Source organism: Necropsobacter massiliensis, from assembly GCF_000827595.2.
In the GTDB taxonomy this organism is placed as follows: Bacteria; Pseudomonadota; Gammaproteobacteria; order Enterobacterales; family Pasteurellaceae; genus Necropsobacter; species Necropsobacter massiliensis.
The window spans coordinates 216,002-234,198 of record NZ_LN776183.1; the positions used below are offsets into that span (position 1 = coordinate 216,002).

17 protein-coding genes, 1 other RNA gene and 1 pseudogene are annotated in these 18,197 nt (G+C 38.5%); 1 reads left to right on the forward strand and 18 read right to left on the reverse strand.

Translation table 11 applies throughout. From position 1 onward, the window contains the following. Window positions 1-10: 10 nt before the first annotated feature. The 16 genes and pseudogenes from BN3349_RS04865 to tesB form a co-directional block, all read right to left on the reverse strand. On the reverse strand, window positions 11-2,305 hold the full coding sequence (locus tag BN3349_RS04865; RefSeq protein ID WP_040976239.1) for a CHAP domain-containing protein: 2,295 nt from the start codon (window positions 2,303-2,305) through the stop codon (window positions 11-13). Window positions 2,306-2,311: 6 nt separating this feature from the next. After that, window positions 2,312-4,744: a VirB4-like conjugal transfer ATPase, CD1110 family gene (locus BN3349_RS04870; RefSeq protein WP_040976240.1), complete on the reverse strand. Its 2,433-nt coding sequence runs from the start codon at window positions 4,742-4,744 to the stop codon at window positions 2,312-2,314. After that, on the reverse strand, window positions 4,647-5,045 hold the full coding sequence (locus tag BN3349_RS04875) for a PrgI family protein (RefSeq protein WP_040976241.1): 399 nt from the start codon (window positions 5,043-5,045) through the stop codon (window positions 4,647-4,649). The genes BN3349_RS04870 and BN3349_RS04875 overlap by 98 nt, the downstream gene beginning before the upstream one ends. A gap of 3 nt (window positions 5,046-5,048) precedes the next feature. Further along, on the reverse strand, window positions 5,049-5,315 hold the full coding sequence (locus BN3349_RS04880) for a hypothetical protein (RefSeq protein WP_040976242.1): 267 nt from the start codon (window positions 5,313-5,315) through the stop codon (window positions 5,049-5,051). 12 nt (window positions 5,316-5,327) lie between these two features. Continuing rightward, window positions 5,328-6,191: a VirB6/TrbL-like conjugal transfer protein, CD1112 family gene (locus BN3349_RS04885; RefSeq protein WP_000466903.1), complete on the reverse strand. Its 864-nt coding sequence runs from the start codon at window positions 6,189-6,191 to the stop codon at window positions 5,328-5,330. 12 nt (window positions 6,192-6,203) lie between these two features. After that, on the reverse strand, window positions 6,204-6,419 hold the full coding sequence (locus BN3349_RS04890) for a Maff2 family mobile element protein (RefSeq protein ID WP_000345446.1): 216 nt from the start codon (window positions 6,417-6,419) through the stop codon (window positions 6,204-6,206). Window positions 6,420-6,422: 3 nt separating this feature from the next. Continuing rightward, window positions 6,423-6,734 carry a hypothetical protein gene (locus BN3349_RS04895; protein ID WP_040976243.1) on the reverse strand — a complete coding sequence of 104 codons (312 nt, stop codon included), beginning with the start codon at window positions 6,732-6,734 and terminating at the stop codon, window positions 6,423-6,425. A gap of 316 nt (window positions 6,735-7,050) precedes the next feature. Then, entirely contained in the window at window positions 7,051-7,569 is a 519-nt protein-coding gene (locus BN3349_RS04900; RefSeq protein ID WP_245853752.1) for a DNA alkylation repair protein, read from the reverse strand. Further along, the gene (locus tag BN3349_RS12280) at window positions 7,545-7,667 is read right to left on the reverse strand and encodes a hypothetical protein (RefSeq protein ID WP_281256012.1); all 123 of its coding nucleotides are present in this window, start codon (window positions 7,665-7,667) and stop codon (window positions 7,545-7,547) included. Before BN3349_RS12280 ends, BN3349_RS04900 begins: the two co-directional genes overlap by 25 nt. Before the next feature lie 82 nt (window positions 7,668-7,749). Continuing rightward, a complete protein-coding gene (locus BN3349_RS04905) occupies window positions 7,750-9,531 on the reverse strand; it encodes a VirD4-like conjugal transfer protein, CD1115 family (RefSeq protein WP_040976244.1) in 1,782 nt (593 codons plus the stop codon). After that, complete coding sequence (locus BN3349_RS04910) at window positions 9,528-10,013, reverse strand: PcfB family protein (protein ID WP_040976245.1); 486 nt, start codon at window positions 10,011-10,013, stop codon at window positions 9,528-9,530. Before BN3349_RS04910 ends, BN3349_RS04905 begins: the two co-directional genes overlap by 4 nt. After that, entirely contained in the window at window positions 10,013-11,050 is a 1,038-nt protein-coding gene (locus BN3349_RS04915) for a DUF6017 domain-containing protein (protein WP_040976246.1), read from the reverse strand. Before BN3349_RS04915 ends, BN3349_RS04910 begins: the two co-directional genes overlap by 1 nt. A gap of 73 nt (window positions 11,051-11,123) precedes the next feature. Beyond that, window positions 11,124-11,405, reverse strand: coding sequence for a CD1845 family protein (locus BN3349_RS04920; protein ID WP_040976247.1), 282 nt, complete (start codon window positions 11,403-11,405; stop codon window positions 11,124-11,126). A gap of 11 nt (window positions 11,406-11,416) precedes the next feature. Then, the gene (locus BN3349_RS04925; RefSeq protein ID WP_040976248.1) at window positions 11,417-12,265 is read right to left on the reverse strand and encodes a KilA-N domain-containing protein; all 849 of its coding nucleotides are present in this window, start codon (window positions 12,263-12,265) and stop codon (window positions 11,417-11,419) included. A 169-nt stretch (window positions 12,266-12,434) separates the two neighbouring features. Then, window positions 12,435-12,950 (reverse strand): annotated as a pseudogene (gene katE2, locus BN3349_RS04935) (catalase KatE2); the annotation flags it as partial. Window positions 12,951-13,382: 432 nt separating this feature from the next. Beyond that, window positions 13,383-14,252, reverse strand: a complete 870-nt coding sequence (tesB, locus tag BN3349_RS04940) for an acyl-CoA thioesterase II (RefSeq protein ID WP_040976250.1) — start codon at window positions 14,250-14,252, stop codon at window positions 13,383-13,385. A 213-nt stretch (window positions 14,253-14,465) separates the two neighbouring features. Between tesB and ffs the strand changes: the two genes are divergently transcribed. After that, window positions 14,466-14,564, forward strand: an RNA gene (gene ffs / locus BN3349_RS04945) — signal recognition particle sRNA small type. A gap of 82 nt (window positions 14,565-14,646) precedes the next feature. Here ffs and cydC read toward each other — a convergent pair. Beyond that, a complete protein-coding gene (gene cydC / locus BN3349_RS04950; RefSeq protein WP_040976251.1) occupies window positions 14,647-16,371 on the reverse strand; it encodes a heme ABC transporter ATP-binding protein/permease CydC in 1,725 nt (574 codons plus the stop codon). Continuing rightward, window positions 16,371-18,134 carry a heme ABC transporter permease/ATP-binding protein CydD gene (cydD, locus tag BN3349_RS04955; protein ID WP_040976252.1) on the reverse strand — a complete coding sequence of 588 codons (1,764 nt, stop codon included), beginning with the start codon at window positions 18,132-18,134 and terminating at the stop codon, window positions 16,371-16,373. Before cydD ends, cydC begins: the two co-directional genes overlap by 1 nt. Window positions 18,135-18,197: the final 63 nt, after the last annotated feature.

The window sequence follows — 18,197 nt, forward strand, 5'->3', positions numbered from 1 at the left end:
CCACTCCCTTCTATCTTTGTACATTTGGTGGAAATCCAAATCCTACTGGATGGTGTTTACAGAATGTTGCAATCCAATCATCTAAGGTTGTTACCCTAACTACTCCAATATTATCCATCACCTTACCATCACCAATATAAATTCCGACATGACCATAAGTAAGTCCAGCTTGTCCACCACTACTGCTACTTTCAACTGCTACAAGCATTCCTACTTTTAACTTTGATCTATCAGAAGTAAATGTATGGTTTCGATACATATCATTAGCATTACCTCCGATATATCCAAGACCTGCATTTTGATAAACCTGAGAAACCCACATTGCACACCAACCTACTCCAGGTGATGGAGTAATATATGCTGCATTTACAATTTTCTTTTGAACATCAGAGGATGCTTCGTATTCTTTTCCTCCACCTATGCCACCGTTTGCAGTAATGAGATTCGTGTTGCCAAACATTTCGCCCATATTCCCCTGTGCAAGGAATAGTGCTTCATAATGCTTTAAATTATCTGGATACTTGGCGAAGACTTCTCGAACCACGCTATCCATTTCTCTTTTACTTAAAGTAACAATGAGCTTTCTATACTCATAAGGTTCTTCGTGGCTCTCGGTATATCCGTTCCCCCCTTCATCAGTGTAAGTTCCAGTTACAGTCTTATATCTTATCTCTATTTCCTCTTTATAATCGACATGGTACATAGTCTTAAACAAGTCATCTAAAATACTACTAACTTCAGACAAACTCTTTACTTCACCACATCTTGAAGTGATATAGGATAAAAGCTCATGAACATTATGACCAATATCTCCATTTTTTCTTACGATATATTCATCGTATCCGGGATTATTCTTTTCTACATTTTCAAGCTCGCTATATAAGTCATTCTCCTTGTTTGAAAAACTTTGGTTAATCTCAGTTAAAACATTTGGGCTTGATAAATATGATGTTGTTAAAACACTACTTGTAGAGTTAGCAAATCCACCCATTGTCATGCTTGCAAAGTTAAATACAAAAGTTCCAAAAATAATTATGGCGGTCATTATGATTGCTACCACTTTTGCTTTTCTTATGATGAAGTCTTTAGATACCTTAAATGTATTCATCAGTGTCTTTTTAACTCTATCTCTAATTCTTGTCTTATTTTGTTTATAGATAGCTGACTTCATCTGTTTCTTCTTTTGAAACTTTTTATAAGCATTTGCTTTTTTATATTGGTCGGTCTTCTTAACCTCGTCCATGCTTTTTCTAAACTGAAGCTTAGATTTTCTACTTTGGATTTTCCTATCGCTCTTTTCTAAATCATATAACTTCTTACTTTTTCTCTTGTCCGAATAATTCTTTACACCATGAATAAGTTTAGAGGAACTTCCTAAGCCTTTTTCAGCAGCTTCAACAGATGCATTTTCATCACTACCAGATGATAGATAAGCACTTGTAACCTCACCAAGTTTTGCAGCTCCAATCACACTTCCACCGACTAAGGTTTCCTTGTTATACCTTTTATAAAGCTGATTTTTCTTTTCCCTATCTTTGATGACTTCTTTGCCAGTGTTAGAAGCGTTAATATTATCTTCCTTTTTCTTATCTGCCCCTTTTCTTGTAAAGAGCTTATCAGAATAGTTCTTTCTTTTAAGTGATTTCTTCTGCTTTTCATGAAGTTTGGATTTTTTATTACCTAAAGGCTCATAAGATACATCGCTATCTCTAAAGTCATTATCATATCTATCAATAACACCATCACCATCTTGGTCTTTTGCTAAAGGATCATAGATACGATTTTCTTTAACCTTTGTTTGATAATCTGACTTAGCTACTTCCGTTTCAGCAAAATCACTCACAAGTTTTTTAGAATGTTTTCGCTTATTAACATTTACGCTCTGACTATTCAAACCATTATTAGTATTACCTACTTCTCTATTCCTATGAGTTTCTTTAGAAGCAGTATTTTCAAAAACTCTATAAGCATCTGAATTAGCTTCTATCCTTTGGTTTTTCTCTGGAGACTCTACAATAGGCTTCATTCCACTGTCAGTTTCAAAACTGTTACTTTGAAGATTTCTTTTTATAGCATTTTTGCTCTTGTTACTTGTGTCTATTTCACTAGTAATATCAGACCTTTTACTTATCTTCTCGTGAATCTTGTCTTGAAACCTATTTTCATCTTTAACAACCTTGTCTCTATAATCATCTCCAGTTTTTCTTTTGTAATCTAGGACATCATCTGTTTCAGCCTTTGTGATTATTTTTTCTTCTCTTGCCCTTAACTTTTCATTCAAATCTCGCTTTCTTTTTTTACTCATAAGACGCTACCTCACTTCTTCAGGTTTTGTAGTCATCTTTTGATATAGGATTGTGTCTTTAGGGAAATTATCTACAAATGGAACAATGGTATTTCCAAAGAAAATCAGACCTTCACCAGCTCTCGAATTGGTAACGAATTTTTCCTGATCCTTTGAGATTTTAAGCTTTACAACAAGCCAGTCTCTATCACCTGTTGCTTGATTAAGCATTAGAATAAAATCCGTATTATCGAAAATATTTTCAATTTCTTTACTTGCAAGTAGATCTTTGACATTTTGTGTAATGCCTGTTGGAATACCTCCCCATTTTCTAAATCTCTTCCATATTTCCACCGAATACTGTGAAGTCTGTTCATCCTTTAAAAGCAAGTGAAATTCGTCAATGTAATACCTTGTGCTTTTGCCGGTATTTCTGTTTTGAGAAACCTTATTCCAAACCTGGTCTTGAATAACAAGCATACCTATCTTCTTAAGCTGTGTTCCAAGTTCTTTAATGTCAAAGCAAATAAGCTGCTTATTTAAGTCCACATTGGATTGATTATTGAAGACGTTAAGACTTCCTGAAACATAGATTTCCATTTCTGTTGCAAGTTTCTTTCCCACCTTTTCTTCTTGTCCTTTTAACATATTGTAAAGGTCTTGGAGTATAGGCATATTCTCTGGAATTGGATTTTCAAAATACTTTTCATAAATTCTAGGTAAACACCTATCTATAACAGACTTTTCTTCTGCTGTAAGTCCACTACCACCAACCACAAGTTCAAGCATAGACATAATAAAGTTTGCCTTATCCTTAAGTGGTGCATCACCATCTCCATAATTCATATTTATATCTAGTGGATTGAGATAGTCTTTACTCTTTGCACTAACCTTAATGACTTCTCCCTTAAACTGTTTAACAAGGTTGCCATATTCTCCCTCTGGATCACAAATAATCACATCATCATCTGTTGTAAGAATAGCATTTGCCATTTCACGCTTGGCAGAAAATGACTTACCAGAACCAGGCGTACCTAAAATTAAGCCATTTGGATTTTTAAGCATTTTTCTATCCGCCATAATAAGATTATGGCTTAAGGCATTTAATCCATAGTACAAGCTATTTGATGAGTTTATGAAAAGCTCCTCTGTTGTAAATGGTAAAAAGACTGCTGTAGATGATGAGGTTAGCCCTCTATCTATTTCAATTTTATTTACTCCAAGAGGTAATACACTTACAAAGCCTTGTTCTTGACTATGATCTAAGCGTTTAATCTTACAATTATGTTTACTTGCAATAGATGAAATTTGAGAAATAGTCGTATCAAGCTTTTGTACTGTCCTTGCAAAATTCATAAAGACAATCGTTACGATAAACATACGCTCATCTCTTGTCTGGAGATCTTTTAAAAGCATCTTGATATTATCTCCATAGGTAATTAAATCACTTGGCAAGATGTCCATATCATAGCCACTTCTAACTGCCTTTTTATTTTCCTCAATTTTCATCTTATCAATATCTGTATTTTTTCTTTTCACCATCTTAATAGCTTCTGTCTGCTCAACTGCCTTGATATGAAAAGAAATATTGATGTTATCATCTATATCTAAAAATTCTGCAAGCATTCTATCCGATAGCTCACTTGCAAGTATTTGAAGATGACTTACTGCTCCAATATATTTTCCAAACTTAAAATACTTACTTGGCACGAAGTTAAAAGAATCTGGTGCAATAACAGTCTTTGTACTTTCTCTTGGTTTTAAGTCTTTATAGGAAAAAGAAAAGAGCTTATCTGGATTTAAAATATCATGTAAGACTTTTAGTCTTTCTGTTCCAGTTAAGCCCTCAGCACGAACTCCCATACTCTTTAGATTTGACAATATATCAATCTCAAGTCGCTCAAGTTTTGCAGTCGCTTGCTCCAAACTATCCGCTTCCACTCCAAAAGTAATATACTTCGATTTCTTTAGCCCGTTGTTTCCCTTTGCAAGCTGACTTTTTAACATCTCACGAAACTCTAATCGAATATCATCATAACCATCATTTTTATCCGGTATCTGAATAGCGGCTTTTAATTCATTATTTCTTCCAAGTTGATTGATATATGAAAATTCAATGTCTACACTTGGATCAAAAGAGTTTAAGACATTCGCAAATTGATTGAAAATCAAATCCTTATCTTCTTCTAATGCAAGCTGATAGTTTATATCCTGAAATGCAATACACTTATTAAAGTGCTTTTCATCAAGCTGGCATATCCCGCTTTTTAGCATTCTCATATAAGGTATTGTATCTTCAACAGTGTATCTCTTAGGCTCTTTCTTAAATATTAAGTCGATCAAAGAAGTTTTTTTCTTTTGCCTAGTCAGCTTTTCTTTTTTCAGGTTTCTTTTGTTTTCCTTTAATACCTTTTGATTTTTTTCTAATTGAATTTGCTGTATTTTTCTTTTCTTGTTCAAGGTAAACCTCCCTTCTCACTCGCTTCTGTGGTTGATAAAACTTGTGTAGATATATGTGCTTAAAATATTTCTCAAAGGTAAGTCCATCTTTTTCAAATAGTGTTACAAAGAAGATTGGAAGCGTTGATACAATTAAAAAAAGTATCGCTATATCATTTGGCATAAACTTTCTCATAAATAAATAGACTGGTATACCAACCAGTCCAGCAAGTGTAAATCCAATTAATTGTCTTCTTGTAAGATTAAAGGCTACCTTTGTTTTTACCTTTTTTAAATCCTTGGGAATTGGTACATATCCCATAGCTTACCTCCCATCTTCTTTTTCCTTTGAAAATACTTCAAAATGCTCATAGCATGAAGCAACTTCATTTCTCATCTCTTCTAATTCCGATTCAATTAGTGCATTTTTCTGCTCTTGATAACAAAGGATAGATTTCACATCATCTCTTGTACTTTTTACTTCATCTTCTAAATTCTTTAATTTATTCCTGTTAAAAATTGAGATAGTAAATGCTCCAATCCCTACTACAATAATTGAAACAGGAAAAAACTTTTTCTTTACTTCTATCATTAAAAATCCTCCTTAATGTGCGTTTAATACACTCTTTGCAAGCGTTCCACTCTTTAACATCATTAGACCAAGAAGTAATGCATAGCCTAATATCATAAAGGTACTTGCATGAATGTCCGTTATCTTTATCGTCTTTACTAAAACTGCGTAAATACCCAAGCATATAATCAAGAATAAGCCTTGAAGTCCAATAGCAAACAGACCTTTGATATAGTTTGTTCCAATTTGTCCCCATTCCTTATTTCCCATAGTGGCAAATGGAATTGCTGAAACTGAACAGTAAACATATATCTCAAACATTCTGCCATATACAACTAGCATAATGACTACCGACATAACCTGTATTGCAACTTTAACAAGTGAGGTTTCAAAGAGTATCATCACCAGTTCTCCAAGACCTTTATCTTTTAATCCCTCAACCATCTGAACAATCTGATCACCTGAAACAGTGGCAGAAGTATTTATTACTCCTGCCGCCTGATTTACAAGGTGTTGTGCAACATCAAATACAGCCATTGAGAATGTAAAGGCATGAGATACAAGCCATACAGCTATCCACATCTTTATCATGTACTTAAAAAACTCAAAAGTGTCCGTATCGTGCATATTGTTTTTTTGCATAACCATATTTATCAGCTCAATACAAAGGACTGCTGTAATGATTAAACCTGCAATTGGAATAATGACACTATCATTGATACTCTTAATAAAATTAAATACCTCTGAGTTCCATCCCATCGGTGTCTTACCTATATCAGTTGCAACTGCTCCGACTTTATCATTAATGTCGATAAACATTGACTCAAGATTTGCTTGGATACCTCCGAGAAGAAGCTCTTTAAAAAATTCTTCTATCTTATCGAAAATACCAAACATAAGCTACTCTCCTTACTTCAAGACATTTGAAAGTAATGGAATTAGTTTTAAGCCGATTAGAACGATACCTCCACCAGCCATTAGCTGTTTAATACCCTGAGATTTTGCTCCAGGGTTATCATTACCATATCCCTCCATAAGGTTGATAACACCCCATGCTCCAAGACCAGCACCTACTGCCATTACCAAAATCTTTAATACATTAACTGCTTGTACGAAAAAATCCATTATTTATTCCTCCTCGTTTTCTTCTTTCTTTTCAATTTTGTTCATAGACATAACCACAAAATTCTTATATATCTTTCCATTTTTAGTTCGTTTATTGAAGTAGCCATATACATGAATGAAATCACCTTCTGAAAATTCCTTAGCTACTTCAGATTTATTGCCATATGCTGCACAGTTGATATACTCTCTACCTTTTCCATATCCTTTCGAAAGAGCAAAATTTACAACTTGAACTTCTTCATCACCTCTTGTAAAAGTTCCAAAAGTAGGTTCTTTTAACAGATTGGCATTGATATTAATCATTTCTTTGTCCATTTTTTCCTCCAATTAAAAAAGCGACTGAAAAGTTGATTCCAATCGCCAAGTATTTGTATATTTAGTTGTCTTTTAGGTAGGGCTTCTTATCCTTATCATCTTTTCTCCTTTACTTTCTGTAACATATTTAAGGGAACTAGCATTTTGTCGTGCATATATTAGTGAGAGGCATTTGAAATACTAGTTAGCAACTCTTGCGAGTTTTCCCTATTTATTGATCGCAATAAAAATTGAAAATAGGCATGAAAAAAGACGATAGATTTTTTCTTTCTATCGTCTTTGACGTTTTGTATTTAGTTAGACAAACTGGGAATTGTCATACAATTAATTTACTCGCTAGCTTATAAACTTGTTTAATTTCTTTACTTTCTAAATTCCAACTATCAAGTTCAATTTTAATCAACTCTGGGAATTTCTTACTAATATCCCTTAAAGCATTTCCAACAGATTTTCTTACATATTCGCTTCCATCTTCTTTTAAGTTTGCAATTCTTTCAATAGCTTCATTAGGATTTTCCTTGAAATACGGTCTACTTGTCCATATTCTCAAACCCTCTGTAACTGCTCTTCTTGTATTTGGATTGCTATTTTGTAGCCATTCATCAATAATAGAAAGTGAATTTTCATAACCTGTTTTCTTACAAAATTCATCAAATGCCTTTGCTAATACTTCTTGAACTCTCCAATTATCGTCTTTAGAAACTTCATCTCTCATAAATCTTAAAATTTCTTCATCTGATGATAAATATCCAAAGAGAAACACACCATACATTCTAACTTGATATACATTGGATTTATAAGCTAAAAATGCTAATTTTTTGCTATGCTCATTAATATTAGATTTATAATCAGCAAAGGCTTTTTTTCTTGCTCTTTAAAGCCATTTTCTATCAAAGAGAATTCTTTTTCTAAACTCAAAATATATTCTTTCAATTAGCCTCACCTCCTAACAAAATTCTAATTTCTTCTATTATACCAAATATACCCCTGTCACATAAAGCTATAACAGAAAATATTACAATCTTGTAATTACTGTATTTCCATTAAGCTTAACTTTTCCTTTTCTCTTGATATAGTCTTCAATATCAAATACATTCTTTTTATCATAGTCCTCAAGGAGCTTGTAATTCTTGTGCTTTGTAATATCAAATTTGTCTGATAGAAACGGTCTGACACCTCGAAGCTGAAAAATACATTTACTGCCATCCATAACCGTTATCTCATCTTGACTCATCAGCTCCTTTCCTGTCTTTTGATAATTTAGTCCATAGCTATTGGCGTTGGAGCGAGTTTCAGAAGTGTTATACAGATCTATGGTTTCTTTACCCAGTGTTTCAGATAGCTCTTTAAGTGTGGTCTTTTCTTTTCCACCAAGAAACAAGGTACTATCACAGTTACCCACAATCGTATCTGCATTGTCCTTGTATATTGCCTTTAGCTGAGATTGTGCCTGCAAAATAATACTTGCTGAAATCTCTCTACTTCGGATTGTTGCAATCAGCTTTTCAAACTTTGGAATTAAGCCGATGTTGGCAAACTCGTCAAGCAAGCACCTTACATGAACAGGTAATCTTCCTCCGTACTCGTCATCTGCCTTATCACAAAGTAGGTTAAATAACTGTGAGTACATAATAGACACCACAAAGTTAAAGGTATCATCTGTATCAGAGATAATAACAAAAAGTGCTGTCTTTCTATCTCCAAGAGTATCAAGCTCAAGTTCATCTTCTTTCATCAAGTCCCTAAGCTCCTGAATATCAAAGGGAGCAAGCCTTGCACCACATGATATAAGAATAGACTTTGCTGTTTTTCCAGCAGCCAATTTGTACTTTTTATATTGCTTGACTGCAAAGTGTGTAGGCTCATTCTTTTCCAGTGCTTCAAATAGTCTGTCTATCGGATTCATATAGGTTTCATCATCTTCTCTAACTTCTGAAGCATCTATCATGTCCAATAGTGTCGCAAAATTCTTTTCTTCTCTTGGAGCTTCATAGAAGATATATCCGATAAGAGCTGTATAGTAGAGCTTTTCAGCTTTCACCCAAAAGTCCTCACCTGCTTTTTCGCCCTCTCCCTTAGTGTTTGCAATGATTGTCTGTACCAGTTTCAGTATATCTTTTTCACTTCTGATGTAAGCGAATGGATTGTACTTCATGCTCTTTTTGAAGTTGATGGTATTTAAGATTTTTATCTCATAGCCATTTTCTTCAAGCATCTTGCCACATTCAACGACTATCGTTCCCTTAGGATCTGTAACACAATATGAAGAGTGCATTTGCATTAGGTTCGGCTTTACATAAAATCTCGTTTTTCCTGAACCAGAACCACCTATAACAAGTACATTTTTATTTCTTGCATACTTTGGATTTGCCGGTCTTCCATTCATTGTTAATCGCTCAGTTTGAGTAAGCAAGATATTATTTTGGAACTTTTCATCCACATACGGCTGAATATCTTTTGTCGTTCCCCATCTTGCTGATCCATACTCTTTACCTTGCCTAAACTTTTTTGCATTTTTACCTTTGGTATAGACAACAAACTTAATTAAAGCTACTACCCCTACGCCCATTAAAATATCAGCCACATGAATACTTGGCAGTAAGCTCATGGTATTAAGCTCTAATATTCCTTGAAAGATTTTGTCTATCACATCGCCACCAGTATATGCTCTTACATGGTGAGAAAAAATATTACCAACATAGAAAAATGCAAGATAGGGAATGTTCTGCTTGAAAAACTTTGCCTTATCTTGCACCTTAAATAAGCCTTTGATGTCTTTTGGTATCTTATCTATCATAGGCTTTGCTCCTTTTGTTTATTCTTGACTTTATCTTTAGAAATAGAGTTCTTTGCCATCTCTTTAAATTTCTCTATGTTTTTATGAATTGACTCCTTATTTTTCTCTTTCTTCTCAATATTTGAAAGTACATTTTGAAAAGCTTTATTCATAACTTTTGTGTCTTTTGCTTGGAAGAATACCGAATGTGTCCCTGTTCCCTTATCTTTCATCACTGAGAATTTAACACCATGTTTATTCAATTCTTTTTTTAGTTCTTTTAATTCGCCGTCTTTAACATTGATTTCTTCAAGCTGACCTTTCTTAACCATATCTTTGAGTTTGACTTCATTTCCCTCAGCCTTGATAAGTTTATCTAAGCCACCATGTTGTTTTGATCTCTGTTGCAACTTCTTTACTTGGCTCAAGATTTCTTGATATGTTGCTTTTAAGACATTAACTTCAATATTAACTACTCTATTAGAAATTTCCTCATTTATCATCAGTAACCTCCTTCCCTCATATCATAACTAACAAGTGCTGTATAATAGGCATCCATATTGCTTGGTGCATTATATGCTGCCGTTAAAATAAATGCTCTTACATTTCTTATTTTTGATTCATTCTCTGATAAAGCATTTACAAGATACTCCATATGCGAAGAATCTAGTTCTCTAAATCGCTCTTGAACAACATTTGCTGGTAATTTTGTTTGATTTATTGTTACAGTATCTTCTGCATTTAATACCATAACATCAGCTAAAACTTTAATTATTTCATCAAAGGTTTTAGCAATAATCTTATTACCTAGCTTCATGTGTTCGTTATACCCTGTACTTTCTCTTAATTCTTCTAAACAAGATTTATATGATTTTATTTTTTTACATCCTTCCTCCATTCCGTACCTTAAATAAAACGGATCTCTTTCACAGATGGGTAGGTGGGAGGAATTCTCTGTAGAAATATATGAAGTAATCTTTGATGAATTATTTGTAGTAATCTCTGGTAATGGTTCATGCAAGTTGCCATAATGCAATGGTTGATTTTCATCAAATGCATCGGTGCTAAATGCCTCATTGCATTGGTGGATTTTGCCTTCTTCCATTGGTGCATTTTGCACTAATGCATTAGGCATAGCACTTTTACTTGCTTGTTCTAATATTTCTCTTTCTTTCTCTTGCTTTCTTTGATTTAGTTCAAGATAAAGTTCTTCTAATTTCTTGTCATTTATTGTGTACCACTTTGTTTTATCTCTAGAATCTTTATTATAATTACCGACTAAAAGATAGCCCGCTTTTTCAAGCTTAGAAAAAGTTCGTTTAACTGTATCAACACTTAAATAGTCGAAATCATTTTCTTGCCATGCTCTTATTGAGTTATATGTCCAATACTTGCCATCATGATAATTGTTACCAGACTTCTTGTTTATCTCAATCCAGTAATTTATTTGTTGAAGCACAAGAGCTTCATTTAAGCCTAATTCTCTAGCTAACGCTTTATTTGCCAATATAGGTTGTTCATCAAACAAATACATACTCATTTCATCGCCTCCTTTCTCTTAAATTTAGGCATAGAAAAAGACGATAGATTTATATTCCATCGTCTTATATCTCTTATATTTCCTTTAATGTATCTTTCGCTACTTCAAGGTATGCTGTAATCCACAGTGCAATTTTAGGTAGCCCATAAGGACTAATTAAGAATGCTAGAAGTAATGCTACCATTCCTGTTATCATATCTTTTTGTATAAAGCAAGCTACTGCTCCGATAAATACCAGAAAAGATATTATACCTAAAATCATTCCACTAACTTTTATAATAAATTTTAGAAAAGCAATTAGTATCGACAAGAGCAATATTATTGGAAATAAAATTATTTTCAATGCCCATCTCATAACATACCTCTCTATTTCTTTGACTTATCCTCTAAACTCTTAATACCTGTATTGTTCAACTTTTCAATTGACATCAGCTGAGTTCTGGCAAGCTTTCTAAGTTCTATCATTCTTTCTTTTTGATCCATGCCTTTTCCGATAAGAATTGCATTATAGCTTTCCATATTCGCAAGAACCAGTAACTCATTCAGACTTGCATAATCTCTCATATTACCCTTTAAGTCAGGATTTTCTTCACGCCACTGTTTTGCTCTTTTGTTAAATAAAGCTACATTTAGCATATCTGCTTCACTTGCATACTTATAAGACAACTGTTCGCTAGTAAGATCCTTTAAGAGGTATTCTTTGATTGCATCTGTATGGATTTTGTAGTTAATCTTAGAAATTTCTCTATTCAAATTCCAGCATAATGATAGCTTAGAGTTTTCATCTGACTTAAGTCTTTTGTAATCCTGAATTACATACATCTTAAATTCAGCAGAAATCCATGAAGCAAATTCAAAGGCAATATCTGTATGTGCAAATGCACCACCATATCTTCCGCCTTTTGAAATAATTCCGATAGCTTCTGTTTTTTCTACCCATTTCTTAGGAGACAATGTAAATGAATTATAACCCGCTTCCGATTTAATTCGGTCGAATTCGACCGAATTGAAATTCAGGTTGTTTAAGCTTTCCCATAAACCAAGAAATTCAATTGTATCTTTTCTTCTCATCCAATTTTTAATTACATCACTTGGTTCATCGCTTTTATATCTAGCAATATCTGTTAGACTTATATAGTCGTTTTTAAAGTCTTCAGTATAAATTTGAATAGCAAAACCTTTTGCTTCAATCGTCTCTTTTTTCGCCTTAGACATATGAGTTCCTCCTTTATGCTGATGTACTGTTTACAACATTTATTTTCGTAATAACTGCTCTAAACAGCACACCAACGATTCATTTTTTTGATTTTAAACTTTGGTAGAAGCTCTAAAACCCTTGTATTTACTTGACTATTTGCCTGTGTCATTATTATGACACGAAACCCGGAAGTAGTGTCCAGAAATCCCAGTTATTGTTTGCCGAACGCATATTGGTGCGCGGATCACGTTTGACGGCACGATTTAAATCCGGGAATTTACGCGGATCACGCAGAAAAAATACCGGCGTGTTATTGCCAACCAGATCCCAGTTGCCTTCTTCTGTATAAAATTTTAATGCGAAACCGCGAATATCGCGTTCCGCGTCTGCTGCGCCGCGTTCACCGGCAACGGTGGTAAAGCGCGCAAACATCTCCGTTTTTTTACCGATTTCACTGAAAATTTTCGCTTTGGTGTAGCGGGTAATATCGTGCGTGACGGTAAACACGCCGTAAGCGCCGGAGCCTTTTGCGTGCATACGTCTTTCCGGAATCACTTCCCGCACGAAATTCGCCAGTTTTTCATTCAGCCACAAATCTTGTGCCAGCAACGGACCGCGCTCGCCTGCGGTCAGACTGTTCTGATTGTCCGCCACTGGCGCGCCGTTATTCATGGTTAAGTGGGTAACAGGGCATTTGCTCATAACATACTCCTTTAAAGTAGAGGGATTGAACATCATCGTTAATAAAAATCAGATGTAAATTATCATACAGATAAAATTTTAACTATTTAAGTAATAAATTTAATTAGTAATTTCTATCAAATGAAATAAAACCGACATCTTAAAAGCACGTAGAAGATCAATCGGCTTGTCAATAAGATACAGTAATATATTGATTTCAATATAAATTATTGGTGATTCTTACTAAGAAAATAACTTTTATCCGCGCATTCGAGCCAGCAAAAAGTGCGGTCGGTTTTGATGACGTTTTTTGTTTTGCGGTCAGTGTGCAAAGTCGGCAAAAAGTGCGGTCAGTTTTGGCGGCGTTTTTGTTATTTGCGGTAAACGGGCAAAGCCGGTCGAGCTATGTGATGCCTTTCGACCGGGCAATATTGATATGATGGCGAGCAGCGGCTATTTTTTGTTTGCGCAGTAGCGAATTAGCCCTTCCTGCTGTGTAGTGGCGATAAGGCGTCCCTGATGGTCGAAAATTTCGCTCCGCGAAAGCCCGCGTGCGCCATAGGCGTTGTTGCTTTCCAGTGCATAAAGTAGCCAGTGGTTTAAATCAAACGGACGGTGAAACCAGATCGCATGGTCAATCGTTGCCACTTTCATGCCCGTTTCCAGAAAACCTTTGCTATGCGGATGAAGTGCGGTCAGTAATGTATGAAAATCGGAGAAATAAGCCAGCAGGCATTGTTGAATCTTCAGATCCGCCGGAACGTTGCCATTTGCTTTCACCCAAGCGTATTGCTCAGGCGGCAACTTTGTGCCGTGAAACGGGTTATTCATATATTTGGCGCGAATATCAAACGGTCGTTCGGCGGTAAATTTGTCGCGCACCGCTGCGGGAATATACTGCGCCAGTTTTTGCATGACTACGCTTTCTTGCAGAAAATCCTGCGGTTCGCCCACCTGTGGCATCGCGCTTTGGTGTTCAAAGCCCGCTTCTTCAAGCTGAAAAGAGGCGGTAATATGGCAAATTGGTTGGTTATGCTGAATGGCTTTTACCCGTAATGCGGTAAAATTGCGTCCTTCGCGCAGGGTTTCCACATCGTAGATAATCGGATGTTGGCTGTCGCCCGGTGCTAAGAAATAGGCATGACAGGAGTGCAAAATCCGTTCCTGCGGCGCAACCTGCATGGCGGCAGACAGCGCCTGTGCAATCACTTGTCCGCCAAACAGCTGGCGCAGTCCGAGATCTTGGCTTTCGCCGCGGAACAGCACATCATCCAGTCTTTCCAGTTTAAGTAGTTGTATCAAATTATTAAGTACTGCTGACATAATCGTTTCCTTCTGTTTATGTAGTGAATTGCGTTGTTCGTCGCATCCGATAATGTTATCAATGTTCTATATCGCCGATATTGTTGCGGTGGAGGTCGCCGGGATATTCTTTAACCGATTAGCGACAATCGGCGGCGAAAGATTTGCAATCATCTTTCGCTTATTGCATAATACCAAGCCTTAACCGCCTGTGCGGTTAATTCTATGGAAACCTTTTCGGTTCCTCGCAATGGTGTCTGGTTTACCCGGTCAGGTTCGGAAGAAAGCAGCCAAAGTCAGAATTTCCGTGTGCCGAGATTCAGCCGGGAAGGTTTCCACCCATTTTAGCAGGGCGGTCTTTGCACCGCCCTGTGTGTTTTCTCATCATGCTGGCGCAAATCGCCCCGCCGCCGTTTCAGATTCTCTCCGCCAGTTGCCGGAAATAGCCGCCGGGTTTATTGATTAATTCAGCATAACTTCCCTGTTCAATTAAACGGGATTGATCAATGACGCAAAGAGTGTCGAAACGTTCAATAGCGGTCAGACGATGGGTCACCATCAACAGCGTTTTATGTTCACTGTGCGCCAGAATCAGGCGCAGAATGTGGCGTTCCGTTTCGCGGTCTAAACCTTCCGTCGGTTCGTCCAGCAGCAAAATCGGCGCATCGTTCAACAATACTCGAGCCAGCCCCAAACGGCGCTGTTCGCCGCCGGAAAGCGGACGTCCGCCGTCGCCGAGCCATATATCCAGCCCTTGCTGCGCCAGCGTAGCCAAACCGACTTGTTTCAGCACTGTCAGCATGCGGTTATCGTCGATGGTTTGCGCAGCGGCAAGTTGCAGGTTGTTACGCAGCGTATCGCTGAAAACATGTACCCGCTGGGTTAAAAAACAAATCTGTGTGCGCAGGCTTTGCTCGCTGTAAGTGGCAATCGGTTTGCCGCCCAATACGATACTGCCTTGCTGCGCATCGTAATTGCGCACCAGCAGCTGTAATAGCGTGGATTTGCCGCTGCCGGTTTTGCCTAAAATCGCCACTTTTTGTCCCGCAGCCACATTTAAGTGCAGATTATTTAACGCAATGTCCGAGCGCTGCGGGTAGGCGAATGTCAGATTTTCAATTTGAATTGAAAGTGCGGTGCTTTTTTCAGCCGTTTCCGTTCCGTTAAACACTACCAACGGTTGCTGTTCGGTAATTTCGCTGACCCGTTCGGCAGAGGCGATAACCTGCCCGATATGCAAAAAGGCGGCGCCAAGCGGCATTAAAATCTCGAACGCGGCGAGAGCGGCAAAGGCAAACAGCGCAATAAATGCCGCCGCGTATGGCGTCGAACCGAAATCTGCAGCAGCGGCAAACCATAGTGTTGCGGATAAAATCAGCCCGTTGGCGAACAATAAAAGTGCGGTGGATAATCCGGATAAATTTGCCTCTCGCTGCTGATACTGCTGCCATTGCCGTTCCGTTTGTTGTAGTTTCTGCCCTAACGGCTGTGCCGCGTTAAACAGCAGCAGTTCCGCCTGTGCCTGAATAAATTCGACGAACTGAGTGCGATACTGCGCGCGGGCACGAGTCAGTTTGTCGCCGAAGCGGGTACCCAGATGATAAAAAATTGTCGGCACGCACAGTAACAGCAAAAACAAACTGATACCGATAAATAATGCCAGCTTGAGATTAAACAGGCTTAGACCGAGTGTCAGCAGCACGATGACCGTCAGCGCACTGATAAAAGGCGCAAGCAGGCGTAAATAAAGGCTGTCCAGCGTATCCACATCAGCAACTAGCCGATTTAACAAATCACTGTTGCGATAGCGGTTTAATACGGCGGGGCTAAGCGGAATAATTTTGCGAAATACCTGCACGCGCAGTTTTGCCAGCACTCGGAAAGTAGCGTCATGGGTGACGACTTTCTCGAAATAACGGGTGACGGTTCGCCCGATAGCCAGCCCGCGCACGCTGGCGGAAGGGTAGAAATAATTAAATAATGTGCCGACACCGGCAATTGCGGTGGCTGCTAGAAACCAGCCGGAAACGGTGAGCAAGCCGATACTGGCGGCAAGCCCGCCGAGCATCAGCAACAAGCCTAGAAACAATACCCATTTAGCGTGTTTGAACAAGGATAAAAAAGGAAGTAAAGCGCGCATTAGTTGATGTCCTGTTTACGTTGTGCCAATAATTCGGCGAAGAAACCTTGATCGCGTAATTGATCGAAATTGCCCTGCTGGACAAGCCGCCCTTGCTGCATGACCAAAATATTATCGCATTGTTTCAGATCTTCGATGCGGTGCGTGATCATCAGCGTCGTTTGATTACGGCTGATATGTTGCAGTGCTTGTAGCACCAGATTTTCTGATTGTGCATCCAAACTGGCGGTGGGTTCGTCCAGCAACAGCAGATGCCCTTGGCGCAGCAGCGCCCGCGCGATAGCCAGACGCTGCGCCTGACCGACGGAAAGACCGCCGCCGTTTTCTTTGATTTCGGCATCCAGTCCCAGTTTATCAGTAAATTCCTTCGCCTGCGCGCGGCTTAATGCCTGTTCGATGGTGGCTTGGTCGGCTTGAATGCCGCCGAGCAGCAGATTTTCTCTGATAGTGCCTTGTAACAGCAGCGGATTTTGTCCGACCCAAGCAATGACGCGGCGCCACTGTACAAGATCCGTTTGATTCAGCTCAATACCGTTAATTTTTAGACTGCCCTGATAAGGCAGAAAACCCAGCAATACGTTCATCAATGAGGTTTTGCCGGCGCCGCTCTGACCGACCAGCGCGGTGTGGCTTTGTGCGGGTAAAATGAAATTCAGCGGTTGGGTCAGCGCATCGCCCTGTGGCGACAGCACCACCAAATTTTCTGCCGAAATTTCCACCGCACTTTGCAGTTCAAGCGATTGTTGCGGCACGGATTGCGCGGTCAGATAATCTTGCTGTAAGAAATCGACGATCGCATCGGCGGCGCCGATACCCGCCGCGCGATCGTGGTAATAGGTGCCGAGATCACGCAGCGGCTGATAAAATTCTGGCGCCAGCATTAAGCAGAAAAAGCCGATAAATAAGCTGAGCGGTGTGCCGTAAGTGCCGAAGTCAAGCTCGCCCAGATAACTGAAACCGAAATATACCGCCATCAGCGCAATAGAGATGGAGGTAAAAAATTCCAGCACGGCGGAAGATAAAAATGCCATTTTCAGCACTTCCATGGTGGTGATGCGGAAATCGTCAGCGTTTTCTTCAATATGGCGGGTTTGTTCCTGTGTGCGATTAAATAGCCGCAAGGTTTCCAGCCCGCGCAGACGATCAAGAAACTGACCGCTTAAACGGGCAAGGGTTGCCATATTTTTTTGGCTGCTGTCGGCAGCCGCAATGCCGACTAAAATCATAAACAACGGAATCAGCGGTGCGGTGAGCAGCAAAATTAACCCCGCCGCCCAATTTAGAGGAAACACCGCAAGTAAAATAACCACCGGCACAATCCCGGCTAACGCCTGCTGCGGCAGATAACGGGCATAAAAATTGTGCAGATTTTCCACCTGTTCCAGCATAATTGTCGCCCAGCTGCCCGCCGGTTTATTGCTGATAGTCGCCGGTCCTACCTGATGAATTTTATCAAGAATCTGGCGGCGGATAATATTGCGTAATTGTTGACCGCACTTAAAGCCGATCTTTTCGCGCAGCCAGATAATCGCAGCACGCAGTCCGAAACCTGCGATCAGCGCGAGAAAATAAGGTACCAGCTCAAAGCGGTCGGTTTGCAGAATAATCAGATGATGCAAAATGTGAGCTAAAAAGTAGGTTTGCGCCACTAAAATCACGGCAGACAGGCTTGCCAGTAAAATGTTCAGATTCAGCAATTTTTTGATTGGCTGCTGTTGCATTCGCAACCATTTTTGCAGGTATTTTTGGCGGGTTTTGTCCATAAGATCGTTTTCTTTTATTTATCGGTCCGATATTTGGCTATTCTTGTTTTCGGCTAACGGACG